The sequence below is a fragment of the Exiguobacterium sp. s130 genome (genome assembly GCF_018619055.1).
Lineage (GTDB): Bacteria > Bacillota > Bacilli > Exiguobacteriales > Exiguobacteriaceae > Exiguobacterium_A.
On the sequence record NZ_JACSNI010000002.1, the window covers coordinates 1 to 25,626 of the forward strand.

At 39.7% G+C, this 25,626-nt stretch carries 23 protein-coding genes and 1 pseudogene; 15 read left to right on the plus strand and 9 right to left on the minus strand.

Translation table 11 applies throughout. The annotated features are described in order from the left end of the window. Positions 1-830 precede the first annotated feature (830 nt). The 5 genes and pseudogenes from HZS85_RS03680 to HZS85_RS16705 all read left to right on the plus strand — a co-directional run. The gene (locus HZS85_RS03680; RefSeq protein ID WP_251137831.1) at positions 831-2,501 is read left to right on the plus strand and encodes a DUF6044 family protein; all 1,671 of its coding nucleotides are present in this window, start codon (positions 831-833) and stop codon (positions 2,499-2,501) included. A 24-nt stretch (positions 2,502-2,525) separates the two neighbouring features. Next, positions 2,526-3,482 carry a glycosyltransferase family 2 protein gene (locus tag HZS85_RS03685; RefSeq protein WP_251137832.1) on the plus strand — a complete coding sequence of 319 codons (957 nt, stop codon included), beginning with the start codon at positions 2,526-2,528 and terminating at the stop codon, positions 3,480-3,482. Further along, positions 3,479-3,856 carry a GtrA family protein gene (locus HZS85_RS03690; protein ID WP_214853257.1) on the plus strand — a complete coding sequence of 126 codons (378 nt, stop codon included), beginning with the start codon at positions 3,479-3,481 and terminating at the stop codon, positions 3,854-3,856. Before HZS85_RS03685 ends, HZS85_RS03690 begins: the two co-directional genes overlap by 4 nt. A gap of 778 nt (positions 3,857-4,634) precedes the next feature. Further along, positions 4,635-5,870, plus strand: coding sequence for an MDR family MFS transporter (locus tag HZS85_RS03695; protein WP_214853260.1), 1,236 nt, complete (start codon positions 4,635-4,637; stop codon positions 5,868-5,870). Between the two features lie 155 nt (positions 5,871-6,025). Beyond that, a pseudogene (locus HZS85_RS16705) lies at positions 6,026-6,184 on the plus strand (beta-ketoacyl-[acyl-carrier-protein] synthase II); the annotation flags it as partial. Between the two features lie 416 nt (positions 6,185-6,600). Here the strand turns inward: HZS85_RS16705 and HZS85_RS03700 are convergent. From HZS85_RS03700 to HZS85_RS03710, 3 genes are all read right to left on the minus strand, one after another. Further along, positions 6,601-6,870 (minus strand): type II toxin-antitoxin system RelE family toxin, encoded by a 270-nt coding sequence (locus HZS85_RS03700; protein ID WP_047394265.1) that lies wholly within the window; start codon positions 6,868-6,870, stop codon positions 6,601-6,603. Further along, positions 6,867-7,091, minus strand: a complete 225-nt coding sequence (gene relB / locus HZS85_RS03705) for a type II toxin-antitoxin system RelB family antitoxin (RefSeq protein ID WP_026829710.1) — start codon at positions 7,089-7,091, stop codon at positions 6,867-6,869. The genes HZS85_RS03700 and relB overlap by 4 nt, the downstream gene beginning before the upstream one ends. A gap of 581 nt (positions 7,092-7,672) precedes the next feature. Then, a complete protein-coding gene (locus HZS85_RS03710) occupies positions 7,673-8,431 on the minus strand; it encodes a copper resistance D family protein (protein WP_214853263.1) in 759 nt (252 codons plus the stop codon). Between the two features lie 14 nt (positions 8,432-8,445). On the opposite strand from HZS85_RS03710, the gene HZS85_RS03715 reads away from it, so the two are divergent. Next, positions 8,446-9,429 (plus strand): heavy metal translocating P-type ATPase, encoded by a 984-nt coding sequence (locus HZS85_RS03715; protein WP_214853265.1) that lies wholly within the window; start codon positions 8,446-8,448, stop codon positions 9,427-9,429. 200 nt (positions 9,430-9,629) lie between these two features. On the opposite strand, the gene HZS85_RS03720 is transcribed toward HZS85_RS03715, so the two are convergent. The 4 genes from HZS85_RS03720 to HZS85_RS03735 form a co-directional block, all read right to left on the minus strand. Beyond that, positions 9,630-11,759, minus strand: coding sequence for a heavy metal translocating P-type ATPase (locus HZS85_RS03720; protein WP_214853268.1), 2,130 nt, complete (start codon positions 11,757-11,759; stop codon positions 9,630-9,632). After that, entirely contained in the window at positions 11,752-12,120 is a 369-nt protein-coding gene (locus HZS85_RS03725) for an ArsR/SmtB family transcription factor (RefSeq protein WP_017474136.1), read from the minus strand. The genes HZS85_RS03720 and HZS85_RS03725 overlap by 8 nt, the downstream gene beginning before the upstream one ends. A gap of 200 nt (positions 12,121-12,320) precedes the next feature. Continuing rightward, positions 12,321-12,896 carry a recombinase family protein gene (locus tag HZS85_RS03730; RefSeq protein WP_017474137.1) on the minus strand — a complete coding sequence of 192 codons (576 nt, stop codon included), beginning with the start codon at positions 12,894-12,896 and terminating at the stop codon, positions 12,321-12,323. A 183-nt stretch (positions 12,897-13,079) separates the two neighbouring features. Next, positions 13,080-13,799 (minus strand): peptidoglycan DD-metalloendopeptidase family protein, encoded by a 720-nt coding sequence (locus HZS85_RS03735; RefSeq protein ID WP_214853271.1) that lies wholly within the window; start codon positions 13,797-13,799, stop codon positions 13,080-13,082. 230 nt (positions 13,800-14,029) lie between these two features. On the opposite strand from HZS85_RS03735, the gene HZS85_RS03740 reads away from it, so the two are divergent. The 4 genes from HZS85_RS03740 to HZS85_RS03755 are packed head-to-tail and all read left to right on the plus strand — an operon-like array spanning position 14,030 to position 17,609. Beyond that, positions 14,030-14,728, plus strand: coding sequence for a cytochrome c biogenesis CcdA family protein (locus tag HZS85_RS03740; RefSeq protein WP_285801398.1), 699 nt, complete (start codon positions 14,030-14,032; stop codon positions 14,726-14,728). A 37-nt stretch (positions 14,729-14,765) separates the two neighbouring features. Further along, complete coding sequence (locus tag HZS85_RS03745; RefSeq protein ID WP_214853288.1) at positions 14,766-15,572, plus strand: hypothetical protein; 807 nt, start codon at positions 14,766-14,768, stop codon at positions 15,570-15,572. Between the two features lie 52 nt (positions 15,573-15,624). Continuing rightward, complete coding sequence (locus HZS85_RS03750; protein ID WP_050678843.1) at positions 15,625-16,941, plus strand: sensor histidine kinase; 1,317 nt, start codon at positions 15,625-15,627, stop codon at positions 16,939-16,941. After that, complete coding sequence (locus HZS85_RS03755; RefSeq protein WP_029343435.1) at positions 16,938-17,609, plus strand: response regulator transcription factor; 672 nt, start codon at positions 16,938-16,940, stop codon at positions 17,607-17,609. The genes HZS85_RS03750 and HZS85_RS03755 overlap by 4 nt, the downstream gene beginning before the upstream one ends. 60 nt (positions 17,610-17,669) lie before the next feature. Here the strand turns inward: HZS85_RS03755 and HZS85_RS03760 are convergent, their stop codons facing one another. Next, a complete protein-coding gene (locus HZS85_RS03760; RefSeq protein ID WP_214853291.1) occupies positions 17,670-18,242 on the minus strand; it encodes a YdhK family protein in 573 nt (190 codons plus the stop codon). 187 nt (positions 18,243-18,429) lie between these two features. Here HZS85_RS03760 and HZS85_RS03765 point away from each other — a divergent pair, with 187 nt between their 5' ends. From HZS85_RS03765 to HZS85_RS03775, 3 genes are all read left to right on the plus strand, one after another. Continuing rightward, entirely contained in the window at positions 18,430-19,944 is a 1,515-nt protein-coding gene (locus HZS85_RS03765; protein WP_214853294.1) for a multicopper oxidase family protein, read from the plus strand. A gap of 91 nt (positions 19,945-20,035) precedes the next feature. Next, complete coding sequence (locus HZS85_RS03770) at positions 20,036-20,362, plus strand: four-helix bundle copper-binding protein (RefSeq protein ID WP_071908772.1); 327 nt, start codon at positions 20,036-20,038, stop codon at positions 20,360-20,362. A 319-nt stretch (positions 20,363-20,681) separates the two neighbouring features. Then, positions 20,682-21,362: a response regulator transcription factor gene (locus HZS85_RS03775; protein ID WP_050678842.1), complete on the plus strand. Its 681-nt coding sequence runs from the start codon at positions 20,682-20,684 to the stop codon at positions 21,360-21,362. A gap of 37 nt (positions 21,363-21,399) precedes the next feature. Here HZS85_RS03775 and HZS85_RS03780 read toward each other — a convergent pair whose 3' ends face one another. Beyond that, positions 21,400-21,903: a PCYCGC motif-containing (lipo)protein gene (locus HZS85_RS03780; RefSeq protein ID WP_029343432.1), complete on the minus strand. Its 504-nt coding sequence runs from the start codon at positions 21,901-21,903 to the stop codon at positions 21,400-21,402. A 432-nt stretch (positions 21,904-22,335) separates the two neighbouring features. Between HZS85_RS03780 and HZS85_RS03785 the strand changes: the two genes are divergently transcribed. After that, positions 22,336-24,342 carry a heavy metal translocating P-type ATPase gene (locus HZS85_RS03785; RefSeq protein WP_050678840.1) on the plus strand — a complete coding sequence of 669 codons (2,007 nt, stop codon included), beginning with the start codon at positions 22,336-22,338 and terminating at the stop codon, positions 24,340-24,342. 422 nt (positions 24,343-24,764) lie between these two features. After that, on the plus strand, positions 24,765-25,217 hold the full coding sequence (locus tag HZS85_RS03790; RefSeq protein WP_034786403.1) for a JAB domain-containing protein: 453 nt from the start codon (positions 24,765-24,767) through the stop codon (positions 25,215-25,217). Positions 25,218-25,626: the final 409 nt, after the last annotated feature.

Consider the following 25,626-nt stretch of genomic DNA (forward strand, 5'->3'; position numbering starts at 1 on the left):
AAAAAACCTGAGCCCGGTGGAATACCGGACTCAGGTCCTCAAGGTCGCCTGACAAATTATTTATTGTCTAACTTTTTTGGTTCAGTTCAAAAAATGTAGTCGATCATGAAAAATAATTAGTTTTGTAAATAGGGAGTAATGTAGTGCCTATCTTTTTCTTAAATGGCACTGTAAATGCATATCTAACCAATGCAACCAGTCAGATGCACTTAACCAGCCAAGTTCATCATAATAAATCTTTTTTGAAGCATCTATAGTTTGAATATGCATTTTAACGCACTCCATTTGAGTAATTAATTATTTTGTGCTTTTTAGGAGAATAGCGTAATTCAGGTTACTTTCTAGTTCGATCTTAAAATCATTTTTAAATTTACACGTACCTATGGAACTTCGTCATATAAAAAACAAAGTCTCCAAATCTTGTTCTCCTTTTCGAAGGCTGATGAAGTAAATTTAAGAACCCAAAAGCATCGTATCTTTTCTTAACAGAAATGGTACGATGCTTCTTTGTAGTTCCTCGATAGAATTAAAAAAATCTATAGTTAGTCATTCATAAAAGGGAAAAGTAGAATAAGAAGAAGAGGTCTGGTCAAGATTGATTAATTCTTCTAATCTCCATTTAACTAATTTATTATTTGAATTAACTTTAATTCTGAAAAGTAAATTTAATAAATGTCACCTATCCTATTGTGATATAAGGTATCATTGGAAATAGTTTCTTAGGGAGTATATACCATAAAGAAAGTTATAAGAGGAAAAGAACAGGCAATTGATTTCTTGAAACTACTAACAAAAGAATTAAATCTTAAAGTAGATGAAGGAGAGGTATGATGAGAGAAAAAACTCGCATATTAATCGGGCTGCTACTAGCTTGCCTCTATATTTTACCGATGGTCTTACTGGGGGAACATGCACATGTCCGTATTCATGATAATCTAGACTCAAACATCACGTGGTATAAAACATTGGTCGATACCAATAGTATTTACGCAAGCCTTCATGCAAATGTTCCTGACTTATTGAATGGGGTCGTCTCGAGAAATGCTTTCGTCAGTGAGTTTACAGGTATCGTGTGGCTATATCAATGGTTCCAACCATTTACGGCATACGTGATCAGTCAAACGTTGGTCCGAATCTTTGCTTTCTTAGGAATGTACTTATTACTACGTGATCATGCGAAAGGGGTTATTCCTAAATCATATGCGCTGTGGGTAGCAGTTCTATTTTCTTGGACACCATTCTGGCCATCGGGCATGCTCAGCACGCTTGGGATGCCACTCTTATTGTGGGCTTATTGGAATATCTGGCATGGACGGAAAATAAAATCGAGTGCATTCGTATTGTTAGTGGTTCCGTTCTATTCGAGCTTCGTGCTAGGAATCGTTTTCTTTTTAGCAACGCTTGCCATTTACCATATGGTGAAGGAGATACGCGCACGTAGTTTTCATAACCGTTTTTGGATCGCCTATGGCCTTCAGGTCCTTTTATACTTATTAATTGAATATCGACTGGTCTTCTCGATGCTGTGGGAAGAAGAGCCTACAAGTCGAAATGACTTCGAAACAGGGAATAACGGATTTTGGGCAAGTATTCGTTTATTTTTTAAGAATTTGGTGTTTGGTCATACACATGATCGCGCAGTACAATCGCCCATCATCCTCCTAACACTTCTGATTGTTGGATTTCTAGTATTTCGTCAAAAAGATCATGCAGCAAGACGAATTCGAACTTTGATGTGGTTTCTATTTGGACTATCGCTGTGGTATGCGTTTTGGTTTTATGAGGGATGGAACCCGTTAAAGCAACATGTCTCTCTCATCAGAACTTTCAATTTCTCACGTTTCCACTTCCTTCAACCGATGTTGTGGTATGCATTGTTTTACTTGATGCTCGACTGGCTATGGCGAACTGCCAAGCGAAAATGGGTGACTTGTTTGCTCGTAGCCCAAACCCTTGTCTTGCTTGCATGGAATCCCGAGTTCCTCTATCGTCATCATCCATCCTATGAAGCGTTTTATGCGACTTCTCAGTTTTCTGACATTAAACGCTTTATCAACCAACCAACGAAAGACTATCAGGTCGCTTCTCTCGGATTGCACCCTGCGATCGCACAATACAATGGTATGCAAACCGTGGATGGTTATGTGAACTTTTATCCATTACGCTATAAAGCATCTTTCCGAAAGGTGATTGCTGGAGAATTGGATAAAAGTAAGCTATTACAACGTTATTTTGATACGTGGGGAAATCGAGTCTATGTGTTTTCATCTGAACTCGGTAAGGAATACGAGTACACAAAGGAGCATCAAGTACCGGTTCGACATTTATCTATCAATACAGCACAGTTGAAGCAAATCGGTGCGACATATCTTTTGTCTGCTGTACCAATCAAAAATGCTGCAGCCATTGGATTGCAGTACGAAAAAACATTTGAAGATCAACATTCTGCTTGGAAGATTAGGTTATACCGTATCCAAGCTACTACAGAGAATACGAAGTAAGTTCGTTTAAGGAGGAGTAATGGTATGACGATGACGACAATCCCTACGCTAGGCGTAATTATTCCGTGTTATAACGAGACGGAAGTATTACACTTGACGGTCCATACGATGAACCGTTTCTTAACAGAGTGGCGAGAACGACACCTCATTTCTGAGGACTCCTTTGTCTTGTTCGTAGATGATGGAAGTCAGGATGATACCTGGTCCCAAATTGAAGATGTACACGCACAAGATGGTCGGTTTAGAGGGTTAAAATTAGCACATAACGTAGGACATCAAAATGCTTTGTTCGCAGGTCTTGTCGAAGGACATACCGATGCGGATTGTGTTGTGTCAATGGATGCGGACCTTCAGGATGACGTAAATGTGATTGAACAGTTTTTAAGTGAATTTGCGAAAGGGAATGATATCGTCTATGGGGTAAGAGAAGATCGTCAGACCGATAGCTGGTTTAAACGGTCGACTGCTCAAGGCTTTTATCGCTTCATCGACTGGTTGGGTGTAGAGACCATCTTCAATCATGCAGACTATCGTCTCATGAGCAAACGAGCTGTCGAAACACTTTGTGCACATCCGGAACGCAATCTCTTTTTGCGGGGGATGGTACCTTCGCTTGGTTTTCAAACAGCAGAAGTGACCTATACACGTCAATCACGTCCAGCAGGCGAATCAAAATATCCATTACGAAAGATGATGGCACTCGCATGGGATGGGGTGACCTCGTTTAGTGTTCGTCCGATTAAGTTGTTATTTTTAGTCTCACTATTCATGCTCATCGTCTCGATCGGTTTTGTTGGATATGCTCTTTATCGTAGATATGAAGGAGAAGCGATGGATGGGTGGACGTCTTTAATGATGTCGATCTGGTTCATCGGCGGACTTCAATTACTAGGTATTGGACTGATAGGAGAATACATCGGTAAAATCTATCAGGAAGTCAAACGACGTCCTCGTTATGTCGTCGAGAAAAAACGAGAATGATGACCTTTCTTCGTTTCTTAGTAGTAGGAGTTCTTAATACGCTGGTTGGTCTGACGCTGACACTGATTTGTTTTCATGTCTTGCATACTGGTTATTGGGGAGCGACGGCGATCGGGAATGCATGTGGTGTTTGGGTCAGCTATATGCTAAATCGTCGCTTCACCTTTCGTCAAGAGGCTGGAGGATGGCCCTATTGGATACGTTTTTTGATCGTCGTTTCGATTAGCTATCTCATCGCTTATCGTCTTAGTTTATGGGGAGTGCATTACGTATTGCCAAATCTACAAGAGACTGGAGCAATTCTGATCGGGATGATTATCTATACGGGGTTAAATTATCTAGGTCAGTCTTATTGGGTATTTCGCAAATCATGATAAAACAAGCTATCTATAGAGGTAGCTTGTTTTTTTTTATCCTCTCAATTGCACTTGCAAAAGCATAGTAGCAAATCAAAAGACTGACAAATGAATTTTCAAATTATAGAAATCAACCACTCAGATTAGAGTGGGGAAAGTCATTTACAATTTGATAAAATGACGCATTCAACGTATGCATCACATAGTTATATGGGTGGATATGCTATTTCTCATGTAATCGACCATGCCTATTCCTTATTCATCGACTCCCTTCAGTCCACCACATTAAATGATCGTTGATGAACGAATCCCAAAAGAAGAATGAAAGTAAAGTATCCGTGAAATCTAATTTACAGACTTAAATTTATTACAAACGACATCAATAAATCGCAATTTCTTCTTGTAGTAAATAATTCTGTTAAAAATAAGAAATTTTTATTTTTTAGTTGGTCCGTTATTACTCCTTCTCGATAAAGTAAAAGTCTATGAACTTAAACGATAAGAAGCAGTTCCTGTCATGTAAAGACAGGAACTGCTTCTTATCGAACAATTATATCGTCGGTAATTCTAAAATTCTTAAGAGATAGAAAAAAGTAAGACAGAAAGATATGTCACTTCGTTTCAAAACAAACATACGTTCGTTTTACGTGACAATTTAAATAAAAGTGTCCTTACTTAATTTTCATAATATTAGTATAATCCATATCAAAATATAAGTCTATATCTTGATAACTATCTTCTCTATAGTAAAGCTACGAAAAGAAAACGCTATTCGTTAACTATGAGAGGAGTTATTATGAACAAAACTACATGGAATCCTAATGTGAAAGTCAGACTGATAGGAGAAGGTCTTTTCAATCTGCTATTTTGGATGTACTTTCCTTTTCTAACGGTCTATTTTGGTAAAGGACTAGGGTTACAGACTGCTGGATTAATAATGGCACTGCCCCCCTTAATAAGTATTGTCGGAAGTTTAACCGGAGGAAGCTTTGCGGATACGTTAGGGAGACGTCCTGTGATGCTGATCGGAACATTTTTGCAAATGACCATGTTTATTCTATTTGCTGTCTCTTCTTCTCCTTGGATTAATTATGTTGCCTTTATCGGAATTAATATAGGCGCAGCATTTTATCGTCCTGCTAGTTCAGCGATGATAGCGGACACAGTTCCAAAAGATGAATTGCGCCAAGTGTATGCGACATTTATGACCGTGAACAATATTGGTGCCGTTTTAGGACCAATCATTGGAGCAGTCTTCTTTTTTCAACATCGTCAACTGTTATTGTGGACCTGTGCAATAGTTCTCTTTCTTTACTTCATAACGATCTATTTTATTGTTAGTGAAACCTTACCTGTCCGATCCAAGCAAAAAGATGTAACGACCCCACTTAAATATGCGTTTCAGTCTAAGTGGTCTGGCTATCGACTTATTCTCAAAGATCGTATTTTTCTGCTATACGTAATTGCGGGAACCTGTTCACTCTTCCCAGTGATGCAACTCGATCTCTACTTACCAGTTTACGTGATAGAGAATGTGCCTAAACAACCTCTCGTACCGCACTTGCTGGATTCTTTTCAGCTCACGAGCCAATCCATTTTTGGCTATCTGGTAAGCTTTAATGGTCTTTTGTTTGTCATCTTGATCCTTCCCGTAACGAATCGACTTAAAAATTGGTCAGAAAGACGTCTCTTCGTCGTTTCGACCTTACTTGCAGGAGGAGGTACATTTTTAGTCGGATGGAATAACAACATCTGGTTTTTGTTTGGTTGTACGCTCATCTTCACGTTAGGTGAGATCATGCGTACACCAGTCACGCAGAGTTTCATCGGTCATTATGCTCCAGAGGAGGCAAAAGGTCAGTATCTAGCTGCTGATAGTCTTCAAAACACACTTGGTAAGACGCTAGCACCTCTCGCTATCTACGCATCAGGATGGATCGCCCCGCTTGGTATCTTCACTATCATTCTCCTTTTTGCTATCATTGGAGCTTGTTTATATCTGCAATTATTTAGACTGTATTCTCCCACTTGACAATCAGGTTGATAATACAAAGTGTACGATTACAAATAAAATATTAATTTAGGCTTTAGAATGATTTCACGAAAATAATAATTACTATAGATAATTAATATCAGATAAATGCTATCTAAAATATCTTAAATCAGCATGAATGAGATGATTTCAACATTCCACCGACGATTAATCTTGAAGTCGATGATCCAACGTGTGACCTGGATTATGTAGCAGGAGGGGCTCGTTCGCTGGAGATGCAGTACGGACTATCCAATTCTTTCGGATTCGGTGGTCATAACGCCGCCATCGTCTTGAAAAAATATATGGATTAAGCATCAGAGTTTGGGTTCGGACAAGAGGACTCAATGAGTAAGTACTCGCTGAAAATGGATTGTATACATTTCGACGTCGAAATGTATACAATCTTTTTTGTGTATCCAATTCTTATTAAGTGTTAGTGATTCGGAAACCTTCACTATTGCTGTGTCTTCATTCATCCAACGATTCATGACACGTTCTATCTATTTTACATAAAACGCGAATCATCAGTTCTAGTCAGAGTTTGCCTTAACTAGGACATCATGATCTTTATTTTAGTAATCCACCCTCTGAAGGGAGGTTTGAATCCACACCTAAAAAAATAACTGTATATGTTGTCATTCTAATTCTAGCTTTTTCATCATATCGTCAAAAGAGAAGGCTTTTGATTGATTATCATGTACTTCCTAAGATATGAGTTTTAGATGCTTTATTTATAGATATCCCGACGATGTCCAATCTCAAGAATCAATATCACGACTTTCTCATCCTGGATGTCAGCAATCAGACGATAGTCGCCGATGCGATACCGCCATTCGCCAGAGCGATTCGAGACGAGTCCTTTCCCATGACGACGCGGATCATCCGTCCCGACCAGATTCTTCTTGATCCAGGACATGATGATCCGCGCTTGTTGTGGGTCCATCTTCTTGAGAGACTTTTGAGCTCCGCGCTCAAACTCTACCGAATATGCCGTCATTCTAAATCAAGTTCCTTCATCATGTCGTCGAAAGATATCGCTTCTGATTTTTTACGGTGTGCTGCCATGGAATCATGATAGAGTTGCAAATCGATTTCGTCTTCGATACGGTCGAGGACGGCATCGCGAACGAGTGTAGAAATCGTGATGTTCTTTGCCTTCGCATATTCCTTGATAAGTCGTGTATCTTGATCATCCAGACGTACGGAAATGGTACTCATGATTATCAGCTCCTTTGTAATACATTGTAATACATATTCCAGTAGTAGTCTAGAAATGGCACCGATTTAAAATAGGATTGAACCTGTTATAACTAGTATGAAAATGATGAATAAGTATGAAAAAAGAAAGGCTGCTGTATCGCGTGCCTTTTTTTTTGTATAAGACGTCGCACACGCTGAAATGCTCATGTGGAGGATCATAAATACACGGAAATACTATACAACGCTGCGAAAAATAATGAGATCGAGACGCCTAATCCAAGATAGAGGGTCTTGATGGAGTCTTGGGTTGATCGGATGACGTACACCAACAATCCCACGAAAAGGAGGCTGATTGCCATCAAGAAGAGGGATATCATGGTCGGCTCGAACCGGATATCAGAATAGGTGAAACGCAAGCTAGGGAAAAGAAACCCTGACAGTGGACCAGCCCCGCTGGAGTGAAGAGTATCCTTGATCGAGTGAGGGGGTTCCTGTTGACCGAGCCACGCAGTCGCTGTGAAGAGAAGCAGGATCAAGATGCCTTCCATGCGCATCCGCATCCGTCGGACTTCAAACGATCGTTCAGGAGACGCGTAACTTCACTTCCCGTTCATGATACCGATGATCAGCACGGATAGAATCAGGACGTGTTTCCAGAGTAAGGCTTGTCCATACGGTAAAATCCAGGAATCGGAATACTCCTCTACCTGCACGACGACAGACATCAGATAGATGCCGGAACCGACGATCAGTAAGAAACATAGCGTCACGAGTGGTTTGAACCATTCGAGGAAGATGCCCCAGTTACGGTCTGATGGACTCCAAAAGCCGAGTATGAGCAATCCACCGGTCCAGATGAAGACGGCGAGTGCGTGAATAGAATGTACGAGCATGCCTTCTGCCCCTTTGATGCTAGAGGCGTGCCCGGACCACGCGAACGTAACGACCATCGCCATACCAAGGAATACCCCTAGTTTTATACGTCCAGGACTGAGTGATGAACGATTGATGACGATGAGAAGGAGTACACTCCAGAGAGCCATCAGAATCCAAGCGTTCCCTGCCTCGAATGTAAGTAACACGGATTGCAGTGTTATCCAAAAACCGATCTCTTCATATAAATACAGTACGATTCGTAAGACGGACAGGGAAAAGGATAACAGCATCAGCACGATGAGCATGCGAACCCAGCGGATTGAAAGCGATACGTCAGGTCGGTAAGAACGAGGGATGAGCTGGACGGAAAAGAAACCGATCAACAGCGCAAGACAACCGTAGAGGAGCGTATCGCCGATCAGATAGAGCGCGGTCATCGCTTCCGCCCCTTCCCGATAAATCAGATCAGCTCGTCCAAACATTCACCGTTTCCGGGATGGACTGTAGTAGCTGTGCTAAGACGATCGAACAACACTTTCAAAAGATGCAAAATGTCCAGACCGTCACAGTTTCGTTTGCCCGTGGGGAGATGGAAATCGACCATCAGCTGGATGCTCGACAAGTCCAAAGCGAGCTGAACAAGATCGGTTTCGATGGATACGTCAAGGGAAAGAAAATGTCCGAGGCACCGGTCCGGTCGTTCGAGGGGATCTCCTTGATCCTGTCCGGGATTTTGATTGGTCTGGGATTGCTCATCCAAACGAGCGGAGTAGCGTATCTTCCGAATGTTTTGTACGGTATCGCCTTGATCCTCAGTGGGGGGAGAGTTTTCCGGAGTGCCTATTATGCCGCCCGTGCCCGCTCACTCGACATGAAAGTATTGATGAGCGTAGCAGCCATCGGTGCCGCATGTATCGGGGAGTGGCTCGAGGGAGCGACCGTCGTCTTCCTCTTTGCCATCGGCAATTTGCTTCAGAATCGCTCCCTTGCGCGGACGCGCAATTCCATTCAGAAACTGATCGAACTGTCTCCGAAGGAAGCCTTCGTGCTGACGGACGGGGACGTTAGACGTAAACCGGTGGAAGCGGTGCGAGTCGGAGAAATCCTCCGGATTCGACCAGGTGATCAGGTTGCACTGGACGGCACGATCCTGAACGGGACGACGACCATCAATCAAGCACCGATCACGGACGAATCGATTCCTGTCGATAAGAAGGAAGGCGATCACGTATTTGCCGGAACGCTCAACATGGATCGTTCGTTCGACATGATCGTCGAGAAGACGTATCAAGAGACGACGCTTGCGCACATCATTGAACTGGTCGAGGAAGCGCAGGATAATAAAGCACCGAGTGAAGCGTTCATCGATCGTTTCGCGAAAGTGTATACACCGTTCGTCTTCCTAGGTGCATTGTTGCTGATGATCGTCCCACCTTTACTCCAACTTGGTAGTTGGGGAGAGTGGTTCTATAAGGGGTAGCGTCAGGAAAATGCGGATTTACAATGCTAAGGAAATTCCCATACTAAAAAGCCAAATTTCTCAACATCAATTGAGAAATTTGGCTTTTTCCGTTGCTCAGTTAAAGCGTCCTTTAGTTGTATATTTCCTGTTAATATCCCTTTTGAAGCATAACATTGTTTTCAATGATCGCACCCGATAGTTGACGCCCATTTTAGAACCTATTCTTTGATTTTCAATAAGCGTAAACTGTTTAATGTTACAAGTAAAGTTGCTCCCATATCAGCAAATATAGCTATCCAAAGTGTTAACCAACCGGGCATGACCAAAAGTAATGCCACTAATTTAATCGCCAAAGAGAAGGTAATGTTTTGCTTGATGATTGCTAAAGCCTTACGGCTTAATTTTATTGTATATGGCAATTTACTCAAATCATCAGACATTAAGGCGATGTCAGCCGTTTCTAAAGCTGTATCAGTTCCAGCACCACCCATTGCTACACCAACGGTAGATGCCGCAAGGGCTGGAGCATCATTCACGCCATCTCCGACCATCCCCACACTTTGATGTTTTTCTCGAAGTTCTTTAATAAAATTAAGCTTATCTTCTGGAAGTAAGTCAGCTTTAATATCCGAAACACCAACTTGTTTTCCGATGGCTGTTGCCGTTCTTTGGTTATCGCCTGTTAGCATCACTGTTTCGATTCCCATATTGTTCAACTTGCCGATAACTTCTTTAGACGATTCCCTCATTTCATCGGCTACGGCAATAAACGAAAGAATTTCTTTTTCTGTTCCTAACACCATCACCGTTTTACCTTGAGTTTGCATATCGGCAATTTTTTCTTTCCTATCGCTTGAAATGCTTCCGTGTAATTCCTCAAAAAGATTTGGACTTCCCACATAATACATTTCATTATTTATTTTGGCTTTAACGCCTTTACCTGTAATGGATTGAAAATCCTCTACTGTTACTTCGTTGAATTTTAATCCATTTTCTTCTGCTTTTCGCATAATCGCTGAAGCAAGAGGGTGCTGTGATCCTTTTTCAATGGCTGCTGTTATGGTCATTAATTCATTTTCATTTCTACCATATGTCACAATGTCTGTTACAGCAGGAATCCCTTTGGTTAATGTTCCTGTTTTATCAAAGGCTATCGCTTTTAAGTGTCCTGCTTCTTCTAAATGGATACCACCTTTAATTAAAACACCATTTTTCGCTGCATTTCCTATTGCTGTAACCACAGCAACTGGAGTTGAGACTACTAAGGCACAAGGACAACCAACCACTAATACAGCTAAGCCTTGATAAATCCATTGGCTCCAGTCTCCGCCAAATAATGGTGGAACTACCGCAATTAAAAGAGCTAGTATGACAATAGCTGGTGTATAGTATTTTGCAAATTTATCGACAAACGCTTGAGAAGGGGCCCGTTCTGCTTGGGCTTCTTCTACCAAGTGAATGATTTTTGAAAGAGTAGTATCTTCAACTCGTTTTGTTACTTTAACCTCAAGTAACCCTTCTTCATTCAAGGTTCCTGCAAATACTTCATCATTTGTGGTTTTCGTTACTGGAACACTTTCACCTGTAATCGCAGCCTGATTTAATGTCGATGTACCTTTAACCACTATTCCATCCATTGCTAACTTTTGACCGGGCTTAACAATCATGATGTCTCCAACTTGAATATCATCAACATGAATCATCATTTCTTCATTGCCTCGTCGAATTAACGCTTCTTTTGGGGCAATATCCATTAAAGATTCAATAGATTGACGTGCTCTATCCATTGAATAACGCTCTAATGTTTCACTAATCGCAAATAGGATAACAACGGTTGCCCCTTCACCCCATTCACCAATGATTGCAGCTCCTATAATTGCAATAGTCATAAGCGTATTCATATCGAAATTTAATCTGCTTAGATTTTTGAGACCTTTAATGAATAACGAATATCCACCGATTAAAATGGACGCTGCATAACCAATTGTCGGTAGAACATGCTCTTCACCATACTGCTCTCCTAAGAACCAGCTAACTACAAGTAAAAGAGCTGATATATATACCTTAATGTTTTCTTTCTGCTTCCAAAAAGGTTCTCGTTCTACCCTTTGTTCTTTTTCATCTCGAATTTTTAAATTTTCAAATGCTCCTGCTTTTTCTAATTCTTCAATGGTTGTCGTCCCTTTAACATAAACTTTAGATGCTCCGAAATTTACTTTCGCATCCTGAACACCGGGAAGTTCTTTAACATTATTTTCAAAAATGGCTGCACAGTTAGTACAAGTAAATCCTTGAACACGATAGGCTTTCATTTCTTCTTCAGACAGTTTTGCTTTCCCACTAGACATTGATCTTCACCTCTTTCTTATGTGCCAATGCAATCATCATAATTTGTCTGATATGCTCATCATCTAATGAATAAAATGCAAGTTTTCCCTCTTTTCGAAACTTAACAATCCCTTGCTTATGGAGCGTTCGCAGGTGATGAGAGGCATTTGCAACCGTAACACCTATAATATTTGCTATATCACACACACACAGTTCGTCATCTTGACATAAAGCATAGGTAATTTTTGCTCTATTTTCATCTGCAATAGCTTTTAACATTTGGGCAACACTAGAAATATCTACTGTCTGTAAATTACCTTGTATTCGATTGACCTTTTCTTCGTCATAACAATAAATTTCACAAGTATCTTTCTTAATCACATTCTCACCCCAATATCATTCAAGTGTTTATTTGAATATAGTATAACAATTTTTAATAATTCATTCAAGTGTTTATTTGAATGAGTAAAAAAATTCATAAAAAAAGAATTGGAGTACCCAATTCTAATAACAAAATAACCAAACTGCATAAGACTTTGAGTACATAACATTATCTGGCCAATTAATGGAATAGGACTGAACTATTTGTTCTCTTCCGATAGCTTTCTATATAATGAAGCCCTAGACACATTTGTAATTTCACAAATTTGATTTACAGTCATATTTCCTTCTTTATATAGCTTTACTGCATAATTCATTCCCGCATGATTTTTATGATATTTCTTTATCCGACCTTTAAACTTTCCTTCTTTCTTAGCCAGCTCAATCCCTTCACGTTGACGCATACGGATAAGATCTCTCTCTAACTGGTTAACACCAGCCATTACTGTAATTAAGAATTGGCTGTATGGATTATCCTCTGATAAATCTAGCCATGTATCCTTGAGTGATTTTAAGCTGGCTTTTTTCCTTCGTATGTAATCGATCAATTCAAATAAATCTTGTGTACTACGAGTAATTCGAGTTAAATCTGTAACATAAATGGTGTCACCATCTTGTAAGTCCTCTAACATTTTTTGAAGTTGCTCACGTTCCTTCGTTGCCCCAGAAACTTTTTCTTCGTATATAATATCCATTCCGAATTCGCTTAGCTGCTGAAATTGTCTTGAAGGGTTTTGACTAGTTGAACTGACACGTACATAACCAATTTTCCGCAAAATATCACCTCACTTTTGAGACAAGTCTTATGAGACGCTAGATCACAGCAATCCACTTCAAAATAAATGACTTGATGAAGTCGCTTCAGATCATAGAAAAACCCTCATTTCGACGTCGAAATGAGGGTTTTTCTATGATCTGAAAAGATGCTGTCTTAGGACATCCTCTCTTCTTTTTTTAGGTTACAAATAGTTCAATGGGTTGACACTATTCGCTGCAGAATAACTGCTGTATTTATAACTGTTTTTATGAATCTCAAAGTGTAAATGATTTCCGAACGAGTTTCCTGTATTCCCAACTGTTCCAATCTTCATACCTTTAGAGACTGTCTGACCACTTTTTACCGAAAGACTATTCATATGAGCATAAACGGTTACGTATTTTTGATTCTTTAGACTATGTGAAATCATAACGTGTTTACCATATGCACCGCTGTTTTTAGAGATAGTGACTTTTCCACTCGCAGAAGCATAGACAGGTGTGCCTTTTGTTGCAGCTAGATCAACGCCATTATGGAATGTATAACCGTAAGCGCCATTAGATTTTCCGTATCCTTGGGTCAGCCTCCCTTTAGTAGGAGAAGCAAAAAGAGACTCATTATACGTCATTTTTTTTGCAACGTAGCTCTTATATTTTTTTAGGTAAGAACTATAGATATACCGTGTGTTCCCTTTGTAAAGTACTTTTGTCCAAGCTCCTTTTTTTCCTAAATAAGAAAAAGTCTGACCAGTGTTAGTCACGCCGACTATATTGTAATTGAGAGAAGGACCAGTCCGAACACGGAGATTGTCTGTCTTTACTTTTACTTTATATGCACTACTTGCTTCAACTTTTGGGCTATGCATTGAAAAAGTTGTTGTGAGTAAGACGCTAGAAGCGATAAGTATTACCTTGTTTTTCATTAGTTGTACTCCTTTAAAGATAAAGATACGGTGACAAACGATTTGTTAAAAGGAGTATAGCATCACTATATTACAAAAAAGTGTATCAAATTCATTTCAAAAATTGATACGAGATTTAATCAAAAAATGCATAGTTTTTTCACAAACAGATTTTATGTTTAAAATTAAACACATTTCTTTTTTATACATCTTAAAAAAAGATTTATTTTTTAGAGTTCGGGAGGAATTTGATGGAGTTATCTTTTTTGTTAGCTTTTGGAGCAGGGTTTTTATCTTTTATCTCGCCATGTTGCCTAGCTTTGTATCCTGTTTTTCTATCTTACATTACAGGAATTTCAGTTACAGAGTTAAAAGAAAATAAAAAGTGGAACTGGAATGGTGTTCCCCATACATTCGTTTTCTTACTTGGATTTTCGAGCGTATTTTTAGTGATGGGTTTTTCAACGTCATATTTGGCTGATTTTTTTATAGTGTATAAAGATGTTCTACGGATGAGCGGTGCACTTATTTTATTCATGTTCGGTGTTATTTTAACTGGTCTGTGGACCCCAATATTTTTACTTAAAGAGCGAAGAATGAACTTAGGAAAAAGAAAGCGTGGTTATATCGGAACGTTTATTGTCGGAGTCGGATCGGCTGCTGGATGGACTCCTTGTACAGGACCAATCCTCGCTGGAGTTATTGCTTTGATCGCCACGAATCCTAGTAATGGATTTTTATATATGCTCTTTTATGTACTAGGTTTTTCTATTCCATTTTTCTTGATGTCGTTTTTGGTCGGGAAATCCAGATACTTAATGAATTATTCTTCAAAGGTTATGAAAATAGGTGGCTGGTTTATGATTTTATTAGGTATCATATTGTATTTCGATGGTCTGACGAAACTAACTACAATATTGATTGATTTTACAGGGTTTAGAGGGTTCTGACGCTCTATTTTCTATTTCGAAAGGAGATGCATCGTAAATGTCTCGTGAAAATGTCCTGATAATGGGAGTAGAGGAAAACTGGAAAGTGATGGAGAACATAAAACAACTTAAACCTGTAAGTATAGATATTCATATTTCTTCAAAAGAAGGATGGGTTCGAAAGCTATTTCCTGATTTTAAATATTTTGATTCATTTTCAAAAAAAGAATCAGAAGAAGGGTATATTAGTAATCTGATTGAATATTGTACTTCTCAAGAAATAGGCTGGATTATCCCTTTAAGCGAACAAGAAGCATCTACGTTATCAAAACATAAGTTGAAAATGAGAAAAAATAACGTAGCGTTTATAACATCCTTTGACTGGGATAAAACAGTACTTCATGATTCATTTTCGGTTCAAGGTAATACTTTCACTTATTCTTTTGACCAGATAAAGAATGCGCCTGAAGGTGTAAAGGTGGGGAAAATTGATGCATATGTCGATTATCGATCTAGTGAAGTGATTTGCTGTTTTATGAGAGAAGAGTATGAACGGTACCAAGATACTGTTCTTTCATACGAGGTGTTTGCCAACTCGATTTTAGAGGAGTGCGTAGCAATAATTGCTCAAAGGCTTAATATAAAGGGTTCTTTTTCTTTCGATTATCACCGTGATTCGGAGGGAATGTATACGATTACAAAAATAGAATGTTTCATGACGCATTCTACTCGTGAGGCTATTTTTAGTGATTATGATTTCGCTAATTATTTGTGGAGCAATATTCAAGGAATTGTCCTTTTAAAAGAATCAAATGATAAAAGCTCTTTTGTGTATCGCCTAAATGAAGAATACTTTCTTTTCTAAATCTCAACAGTTTGTTTTTATATGTAATCATCTTAAATGAGAAAGGTACTTTATGAATAAACTTTCATTTAAAATAACGTTATTTTATTTTTTCGGGATTCTCATGATTTTCATTCTCTCATCTGCTATTGTATACAACATTCTTGAGCATCAACAAGTAGAAAGTGAACTGGAGAGCCTTCAAGAGAGAGGCAATAGTCATCGAGATGTTCTTTCCACTAACTTCGACAAGCAAACAGTTGAACACGTTGTTTTAATGGAGGAAAAGGCGATGACTGATGTGATTATCTTAGACAAAAATAATCAAGTCGTCGATTCATCTAACGACGCTGAACAATTTTTGAACCCGGATTGGATTCAAAAAAAGGATGGAATCGTAGAAGGTAATTGGAGAGAGGGCAAATTTTTAGTGACGGTGAGTAATATTGAAGATGGCGGTCAAATAATCATGTTAGAGCCGACGAAGTATATACAGCATTTGATGGGGGAATTGAAACAACAAGTAGTGTTCTCTCTATTCTTGTTAGTACTTTTTCTATTAGTAAGTGTTTATTTTTTGAGTTATATCATTATAAAGCCACTTTTATCAATGAAAGAGGCAACGGTAAAGTTAAGTAAAGGCGAGGTGCTGAAAATCAGAGAAGCTGAGAGAAGCGACGAAGTAGGAGATTTAGCACGAGCGATCACTAAGTTATCTGTTGATTTACGTCACATTCAAAATACAAGAAAGCAATTTCTGACTTCAATCACACATGAATTGCGTACGCCGATTACCTACATTAAGGGATATGCAGGACTCCTCAAAAAAGACGAATCGAGATTTGGAGATATTATCTATGAGGAATCCGAAAGACTTCAAGAACTGATTGAGGATTTGTTTGAACTTGCTAGATTGGAAGAGCCACATTTTCAAATAGATCCTCAGATCACAGAGATGAATGATTTCTTAAAAAAAATCAGTGAAAGAATAATTTTTAAATTTGAGGAGAAACAAGTGAAATTAATTCTTCAAATTAATAAAACTCCCATCTACAAAGAGATAGACCAAGCTAGATTTGATCAGGTTCTCTTAAATTTACTGGATAACGCGCTAAAATATACACATGCGAACAAACGCGTATTTTTAAAACTTGATGAAAACTTTATTGAAGTTACGGATGAAGGTGGTGGTGTGGATGAGCAATCACTCCCGTATCTTTTTGATCGTTTTTATCGAGTAGATTCTTCACGAAATCGTGAAACAGGAGGTACTGGGCTCGGTTTGGCTATCACGAAAGAAATAGTTGAAGCGCACAAAGGGACCATCGTAGCTATTAATGTAGAAAACGGGCTGAAAGTTGTCATTGACTTGAGGGGGATTCCAGGATGAGAACCATTGCTTTGGTAGATGATGAGAATCGAATGTTAGAACTGATTGAACTCTATCTGCAAGACAGTTATACCTGTATTAAGCTGAACAGCGGAAGAGAGATATTGAACTTGATTGATGTAGATGAGCCTGACTTAATCATATTGGATGTGATGATGCCTTTAATGGATGGTTTTGAGACCTGTCAAAGGATAAGGGAAGTTTCGAATGTACCAATCATTTTATTGACAGCACTCGACGGAAAAGAAGAAATCGTAAAAGGATTACAACTGGGAGCAGATGATTACATTGTGAAACCGTTCGACGAGGCGGAATTGAAGGCAAGAATTCAATCGATTTTCAGACGAACTACAGTTTCTTCAGGATCAAAAATCGAATCGTCGGGTCTAATCTTAAATGAAGACGCCCATGAGCTGTATTATGATAATCATTTAGTCAAAGTCACGCCAAAGGAATTTTCATTACTTGCTAAGTTATTAAAAAATCCAGAACGTGTCTATTCAAGAGAGGAACTGCTCTCAAGTTTATGGTTAGCAAATGAGTGGACAGATGAACGAACGGTCGACTCTCATGTAAGAAACTTAAGAGAAAAACTTAGGAAACTCGAGTTTCCTATTGAAGAACACTTTCGCACAGTATGGGGAATTGGTTACAAGTGGGTTCCTTAAATAAGGAGAAATAAGACAAGAGAGGAACGGTTAAAAAACCGTTCCTCTCTTGTTTATCGTTTATTCTGCAGATAGTTCGTCTTCAGTCACCCATTTATGATTTTTCACTTCTTCACCTGTAGTCGATTCGAAATCAATCATATACACTGTTGTTTGCTTAGCTGAGTCGATAGTGGCCGTAGCATCCTTCATTCCTTTCATATGATCCGCGTCTACTTTTACTTCATCGCCTACTTCATAAGGAGATGACTTGGCATCTACAATCTCTTCTTGAATAATCCATTTATGATTCGTGACGCGTTTCCCGCCATTTGTAGGGTCATAAGAAATGCTATAAGCAGTAGTATCATAAGCTCCTACAATTTTAGCCTCGGCCCCTTTCATGCCTTCCATATGTGCTTCTTTGATCATCGCCATGTCGCCAACTTTAAATTTAGGGTTTTTAGCCTCTTGGAGCCCTTTCGGAACCTCTTTCGATCCAGACATGTCCATCGTCGAATGATCCATACCGTCCATATTTTTATCCATGCTTCCTGTTGATTTAGAATCATCATCATTGCTTCCGCACGCAGCGAGTGCTAAAGAAAGCGAAGCAGCCATAGTTGTCATAAAAATCTTTTTCTTTAATTTCATAAAAATTACCTCCAATTGTTTTTTTATGCTTTCCATAGACTCTATCACATAAATTTGCAGAAACATTGCAGAGAGCAGAAAAGTAACACATTGAAAAAAACTATAAAATTCATGGGTGGAAAGACATATTTTTTTCACAATCATTCTTTAAGTTAAAGATAATAATTAATTGAAGGGAATGATCCATGTGAAGAAAAGATGGTTAATCGCAACTATCGGTATCTTTACTCTCATGATTATAGTGGGCGGTTCGTATTTACTTTTTATCCGAGGTACTATGCCAAATAACAAACAGCACATGAAATCTATGATGAATGGAGGGAACACTACTACAAATCAGACTATGATGGAAGGTATGGGACATGGCGCGAGTGTCGATTTAAAATCAACTGAAGAAAAAGAGCGACGATTGAACATCCCTAAGATGCTAAAATCCGATCGTGAAACCAAGAATTCCATTCAATACACGATTGTCGCTAAACAAGGGGAGACACAGTTCTTCCGAGATAGTAAAAAAACTGAAACTCTAGGATATAACGGAAATTATTTAGGTCCTGTAGTGGAATTGAAAAAAGGAAAAATGGTAACAATCCGTACGGTGAATCGCTTATCAGAAGCGACTACATTCCATTGGCACGGTCTTGTTGTACCATCATCCGTAGATGGCGGACCACATCAAGTCGTGAAAGCTGGTGAAACGAAGGTAGTAAAGTTTAAAGTGAAGCAAGATGAATCGACATTGTGGTTTCATCCACATCCAATGGGGAAAACTGCTGAACAAGTATACAAGGGGTTAGCAGGATTGTTGTACGTAAAAGATGAAAAAACTAAAGAGACCATGCTACCTCAAAAATATGGTGAAAATGATATTCCATTAATTCTTCAAGATCGAAAAGTTAAAAACAGGAATGTCCTTGGATATGCTGATGTAGAAAAAACAGATGGGGCTTTAGGCGATACCCTCCTCGTAAACGGTACGATTAATCCATATTTCAACGTAAAATATTCGCAACTTAGAGTCAGATTGATAAATGGCTCCAATGCACGTAACTACGTAGTGAAGCTATCTGACGGTTCATCCTTAAAAAAAATTGCTGATGATGGTGGTTACATCTCAAAACCGAAAAACGTAAAGAAAATTGAATTAAGTCCAGGCGAACGTATAGAGGTATTGGTAGACTTTTCAAAAAGAAAAATTGGTGAGACTGTTTCATTTGAGACGAATGGAGTAAGGGTCGTTAACTTCAAGCTGAAGGATAAACAAGGGACGAACCTAAGTGCAATGGCGCCGAAAAGTGAATATGAAAAGCCGCTAAAGACCTTGTCTACAGTGAATCAAAAGTTAACTCTTTTCGGGATGGGCAAAAATGTTGAAATCAATGGGAAAAAGTTTGATGAGAAGAGAATCGATATTAAAGCGAAACAAGGAGAAACCGAAATTTGGGAGGTCTATAATAAAAAAGACATGATGGGTGGAATGACTCATCCCTTCCACATTCATGGAGTCCAATTCAAAGTATTAGAGCGAAACGGACAGAAACTGGATAATCAAGAAGCAGGTCTAAAAGACACTATCGCTATAAAACCAGATGAACGAGTTAAGATTCAGATGACTTTCAAGGAAAAAGGGGTATTCATGTACCATTGCCATATCCTTGAACATGAAGAGAACGGAATGATGGGTCAGTTGAAAGTGGACTAAAAAATAGGTGAATGTTTTCATCTTTTCTTCACAAACTAAGGAAATAGACTTTGTGTAAGTCAAAAAAGACGGAAAATGGAGGTATTTTAGAATGAATACTGGACAACAAGAAATCTTAGGTGCCCTACACAACTGTATAGTGACTTGTAATGAATGCTTTGATGCGTGTTTGAGTGAACATCATGTTTCTTCGATGGCAGAGTGTATACGTCTAGACAGAGATTGTTCTGAAATTTGTAGTCTTTTAGTACAAGCTATTTCTCGAAACAGCAGCAATATTGATGTTCTTGCAAGAAGCTGTGTTGAAATTTGTGAAAGATGTGCCGACGAATGTTCGAAACATGATCATGATCATTGTAAAAAGTGCGCTGAGGCCTGTAATGAATGTGCAAAAGTCTGTCGTAAATTAATTGCTTAAAGCGAAGTGTTAAAAATGAAGGAGCATCTATGTCGCCATGCCGAAAAAGGTATGAGCTAAAAAGCTGATGCTCTTTCATTTATAAGCACTAAGATACTTAGTTATGAAAAAGTTCATAACCCTTATAGACCAGTAGTATGGTGAGAGAAAATAAGGATACATAGAGGATAACGATCAAACTCTTCATAAACACTTTCATGAAAATCAACTCCATTCTATAGGTTGAATTGATTATATAGAAAGTTCGTGAAATTTATGAGGAAATAGACTAACAATCATTTATTATTAAAAAATTTTAATGTAAGAGGTGGTGACTAGGATGGATAAAATATTAATTGTTGATGATGAAATAAGAATGAGGCAATTATTAAGACTCTATCTAGAACCAATAGGATATGAATGTAGTATGGCGAATGATGGGATCGAAGCTTTAGAGAAAGTGAAAAAAGAAACCTTCGATTTGATTTTATTGGATGTAATGATGCCAATGTACGATGGATTCGAAGTATGTAAGAAAATAACGGATTCTCACCCGGAAGTCCCTATCATCATGATAACGGCTCTAAATGATGCTGAATCCATCGTCAAAGGACTAGATGCTGGAGCTACAGATTATGTCACAAAGCCGTTTAACGGGGACGTACTTTTAGCAAGAGTTCGGTCTGTCATGAGAAGGAAAGCAAAAGAACCCGTTATCTACCACGGACTTACGTTCGATGAGAGCAACAATTTAATTTTACTAGATGGCAAGTCGATTGACTTTACACCAAAAGCACATGCATTACTGCGACTATTCCTTCAACATCCTGGAAGGCTTTTCAACAGACTAGAGCTTTATGAATTCGTTTGGTCTTATACGTCAGAATCGGATCCGAGGACAGTTGATTCTCATATTAAGATGATTAGAGAAAAGTTAAGAGAGTTAGATTACCCGATCGATAGGCATCTGAAAACAATTTGGGGGAGAGGATATCGTTGGAGTGAGAATGAAACGAAATGACACTCTTACTATAGGAGCAAAAGTGTCATCATAAAAATCATAAGGGAGTCGGTGTCGGCTTCGAGTATCCATCTTTATATGAAGAATCGATTGCAGAACGAATATCTTTAACCGATTCTCCGTCCCGTTGCTTCAAAATAGACTTTACAGCAATCTCGAGACAGGTGCTGCATGTCGTTCCGTGACTTGTCCATTTCACAGATCCATTCGTCGCGTTTTCTTCTATAAAGCAATCATAATTATTTTTATGATTGACTGTTTCACCGCAACCGCAATAGCAAGGTATTTTCTCTAGTAGTTTACGATTTTTCCCTACAGCTTGATAAACATTTCGTACATCTTCAGGTTGGGTTTTTAAAAACGTGGGAAGTATCAACGATGATGATGTTTCTTCAATCTTGTCACCGCTCATATGTTTCGCATGATCTACCTCCTTTGAATGATTGGGAGTAGAAGACTTCATCGGGGATTGAGCACAGCCGACCGCAATCAGGGATAGGCTAATAAGACTTACGCTTTTTAAGAGTATGTTAAGTTTCACGATTGGATTCTCCTTAGAGATAATTTTGTAGGTGTATAAAACAAAGCTTTTTAATTGCGTTTTTTGTATTAGCTCATTTGTCTGTTCACGATAGTACCTATTCGTTCATTTGACCATAGTCTTCATCAGTTCAGTTAATTCATGAATTGTCATCAATCATTTGATGTCTACCTCGAACTTGTCCTTTAATTCTTTTTAAAGTTTCAGTACTTGTGATTTTGGCGCTAAATAGTCCTATTCAAACAAATGGTCTCATTTTTTAAAATATATCCTATACTTGTATGATAATTTTTATTTTTTAGTGTGTCAAAATACATTTTATATTTATATATATAAGTTTAACTGGAAGTAAAAACGAGATGTAGCTCTATATAGTCATGATCTCTCTATATACACCATACAGGTATATAGTACTTAAAAGGAGGTTTTCTTATGAATCACCATATCCATCACGAACATACTCATCATGAAGACCAACAAATGAGTGCTTCACATCATGAACATGAAGGAATGATCGGAGACTTCAAGAAAAGATTTCTCGTATCGTTAATGTTGACCATTCCAATCCTGCTACTTTCCAAAATGATTCAAGAATGGTCGGGTATCAACATTAGCTTTCCATATGACGACGTTGTTTTGCTTTTGCTATCCACAATTGTCTACTTCTACGGTGGATGGCCCTTCCTAAAAGGTAGTATTAATGAAATACGCCAAAAAAATCCTGGAATGATGATGTTGATTGCATTAGCGATTAGTGTAGCCTATTTCTATAGTGTCGCTATCATATTCGGTTTCGGACAAGGACATGATTTCTTTTGGGAGTTAGCGACCTTGATCGACATCATGTTATTAGGGCATTGGATTGAAATGAAATCAATCATGGGTGCCTCAAATGCGTTGCAGGAATTAGTAAAGTTACTTCCGAGTGTGGCGCATCGAGTGAAGGATGGGAAGGTTGAAGAGGTGCCGGTCAATGAATTAGAGGCAGGAGATCTCATTCGGATCAAGCCGGGAGAACAGGTACCGGTAGACGGAAAAATCGTCGAAGGAACAACAACGATTGACGAATCAATGCTTACCGGTGAATCACTTCCGGTAGATAAACAGGAGAATGACACCGTGATTGCTGGCTCTATCAATCAAGAAGGTGGTCTGACAGTCGAGACGACAGGTACTGGTGAAGGCACCTACCTTTCAAAAGTCATCGGCTTAGTAAGTGAAGCGCAATCTTCCAAATCACGGACTCAAAACTTAGCTGATCGAGCAGCAAAAATTCTTTTTTATCTCGCGGTGGGAGCAGGTGTTCTGACTTTCGTGATTTGGATTGTACTTGGATATTCGGTTAGTACAGCAATCGAGCGCATGGTAACGGTTATGGTTATCTCTTGTCCACACGCTCTTGGTTTAGCAGCCCCTCTTGTCGTATCCGTTTCTACAGCACTTTCCGCTAAAAGAGGTCTTTTGATTCGAAATCGAACACAATTCGAAGAGGCACGAAAACTAGATGCGGTTATCTTTGATAAGACTGGTACTTTAACGCAAGGTAATTTTGGAGTAACGGATGTGATGGCAAGTACAGGTATAAGTGAGGAAGAAGTATTACGACTCGCAGGAGCCATCGAACAGTCGTCGCAACATCCACTTGCTCGCGGGATCTTGACTGAAGTTCAAAGACGAAAGCTTGATTTACCATCGGTCGCAGGATTTGGATCGATGACAGGCATAGGATTGGAAGGAACAGTCGAAGGAAAGCAAGTCCGCGTCGTTAGTCCGCGATACGTACGGGACAAACAACTCGAAATCGACGAAGTGACATTCGAAGATTTGTCTGAAGAAGGGAAAACGGTCGTCTTTGTCTTAAAGGACACAGAATTAATCGGTATGATCGCCCTTGCCGACCTCGTTCGCGAGGAAGCTAAGAAGACTGTACAGGAATTAAAGGAGAAAGGGATTCAATCCATCATGCTGACTGGGGATAATCAAAAAGTCGCTTCGTGGGTCGCTTCCCAACTTGAGATCGATCAAGTGTACGCAGAAGTATTACCGGATGATAAGTCACGTCAAGTGAGACAGGTGCAAGCAGAAGGAAAAAAAGTAGGGATGGTAGGGGATGGAATTAACGATGCACCAGCTCTCGCACAAGCGGATGTAGGGATTGCGATTGGTAGTGGAACAGATGTAGCTGTAGAAACGGCTGATATTGTCCTTGTCAAAAGTAATCCAAAGGACGTCTTATCTGTCATCGAACTATCGCAAAAAACATATAATAAAATGATTCAGAATCTATGGTGGGCAGCTGGTTACAATATCATTACGATTCCTTTAGCTGCAGGTATTTTAGCACCATACGGCATTATTCTTTCACCAGCGATTGGAGCAGTTTTGATGAGTTTGAGTACGGTCATCGTCGCTATCAATGCGAAAACATTAAGAATTTAATAGAAGTTTGGTATATTTTTTCTTTTTTGTGTATGAACACACCCTATCTCACTTCATGAGTTAGGGTGTGTTCTTTTTTTCAATCAGATAGGATCCCATAGATAAAAGCATGGAACAGAGCGGCCCCGCTCTGTCTGATGGAAAGAGACCGCAAGCCGTCCTGTTTCCGTACTCTAGCTCGCTCCTCGTCGGCGCAAGGGTCATCAAAAAAAGCCGCTGCCGTTCCTTGTCTTCCTCCGCGTTTTGGCTCAAAGCAAAGCTTTTCGCTCGCGGGCTTCGGAAGCCTTCGTCCCGGTGCGCTGTCCGCTTTTTTTGATCTTTCCCTGCGGTCACCCTTGCGCCGTCTCGCGACGCTCGCTACGTTCCCGTCAACAGGACGGCACCGTGTCGGACTGCATCCCACTCGCGAAAGGAGCTTTTCCTTGAAACTGACTACACTCGTTGAAATCACCCGTATCCGCCAAGAGGTCCGTGAACCGGACGTCGCGCTCGAGACGACACACATCACGTCCCCAGAGGACGCGTTCTGTGTCGCGAGACGCTTCATCCAGGACGATGACCGTGAGGTGTTCCTCGTCATTTTACTCAATACGAAGAACCGCGTCATTGCCGTCCATCGGGCACACGTCGGTAGCATCAACTCGAGTGTCGTCCATCCTCGAGAAATCTTTAAGTCCGCCATCCTCAACAATGCGACGTCGCTCATCGTCAGCCATCAGCATCCGAGCGGTGACCCGCATCCATCGAGGGAAGATATCGAGGTGACCGAACGGCTCGTCGAGGTCGGACGCATCGTCGGTATTCAGCTTCTTGACCACATCATCGTCGGTGCCGGAGACGAATACGTCAGCTTGAAAGCACAAGGTGTGCTGTAAAGAGACGATAGAGCGTAGACGGACGGGATACCTCCGTCCTGTCCGCGCGCGCAAGAGCATGGACGAAAAACGACGTCGTTTTTCTTTTGAGAGAGCGCAAGCGAGTAAGGAATGGATTCGTCCCGAATCCAAGGGCAATGAGAGACCCGCAGTGGATGGATGATCCACTGCGGGTGAGAACGTACATCTGGTCTGTTCTATGTAGAAGGGTGTTATGGAGGATGCAGTAGTGAGACAGTAGTGGAGTGTACGAAGGTTCGAGGAGAGATAGCTGATTGAAGTGAATCGATCCTCTTGTAGATAGGTAGTGATGCTCTTTCTACTGGATGTACAACAGAAGAAGAATTTTCGGGCTCATGCGTGAGGCTGTAGGCTGCACGCAGCGACATCCTCATCGCACCGCTGCCCT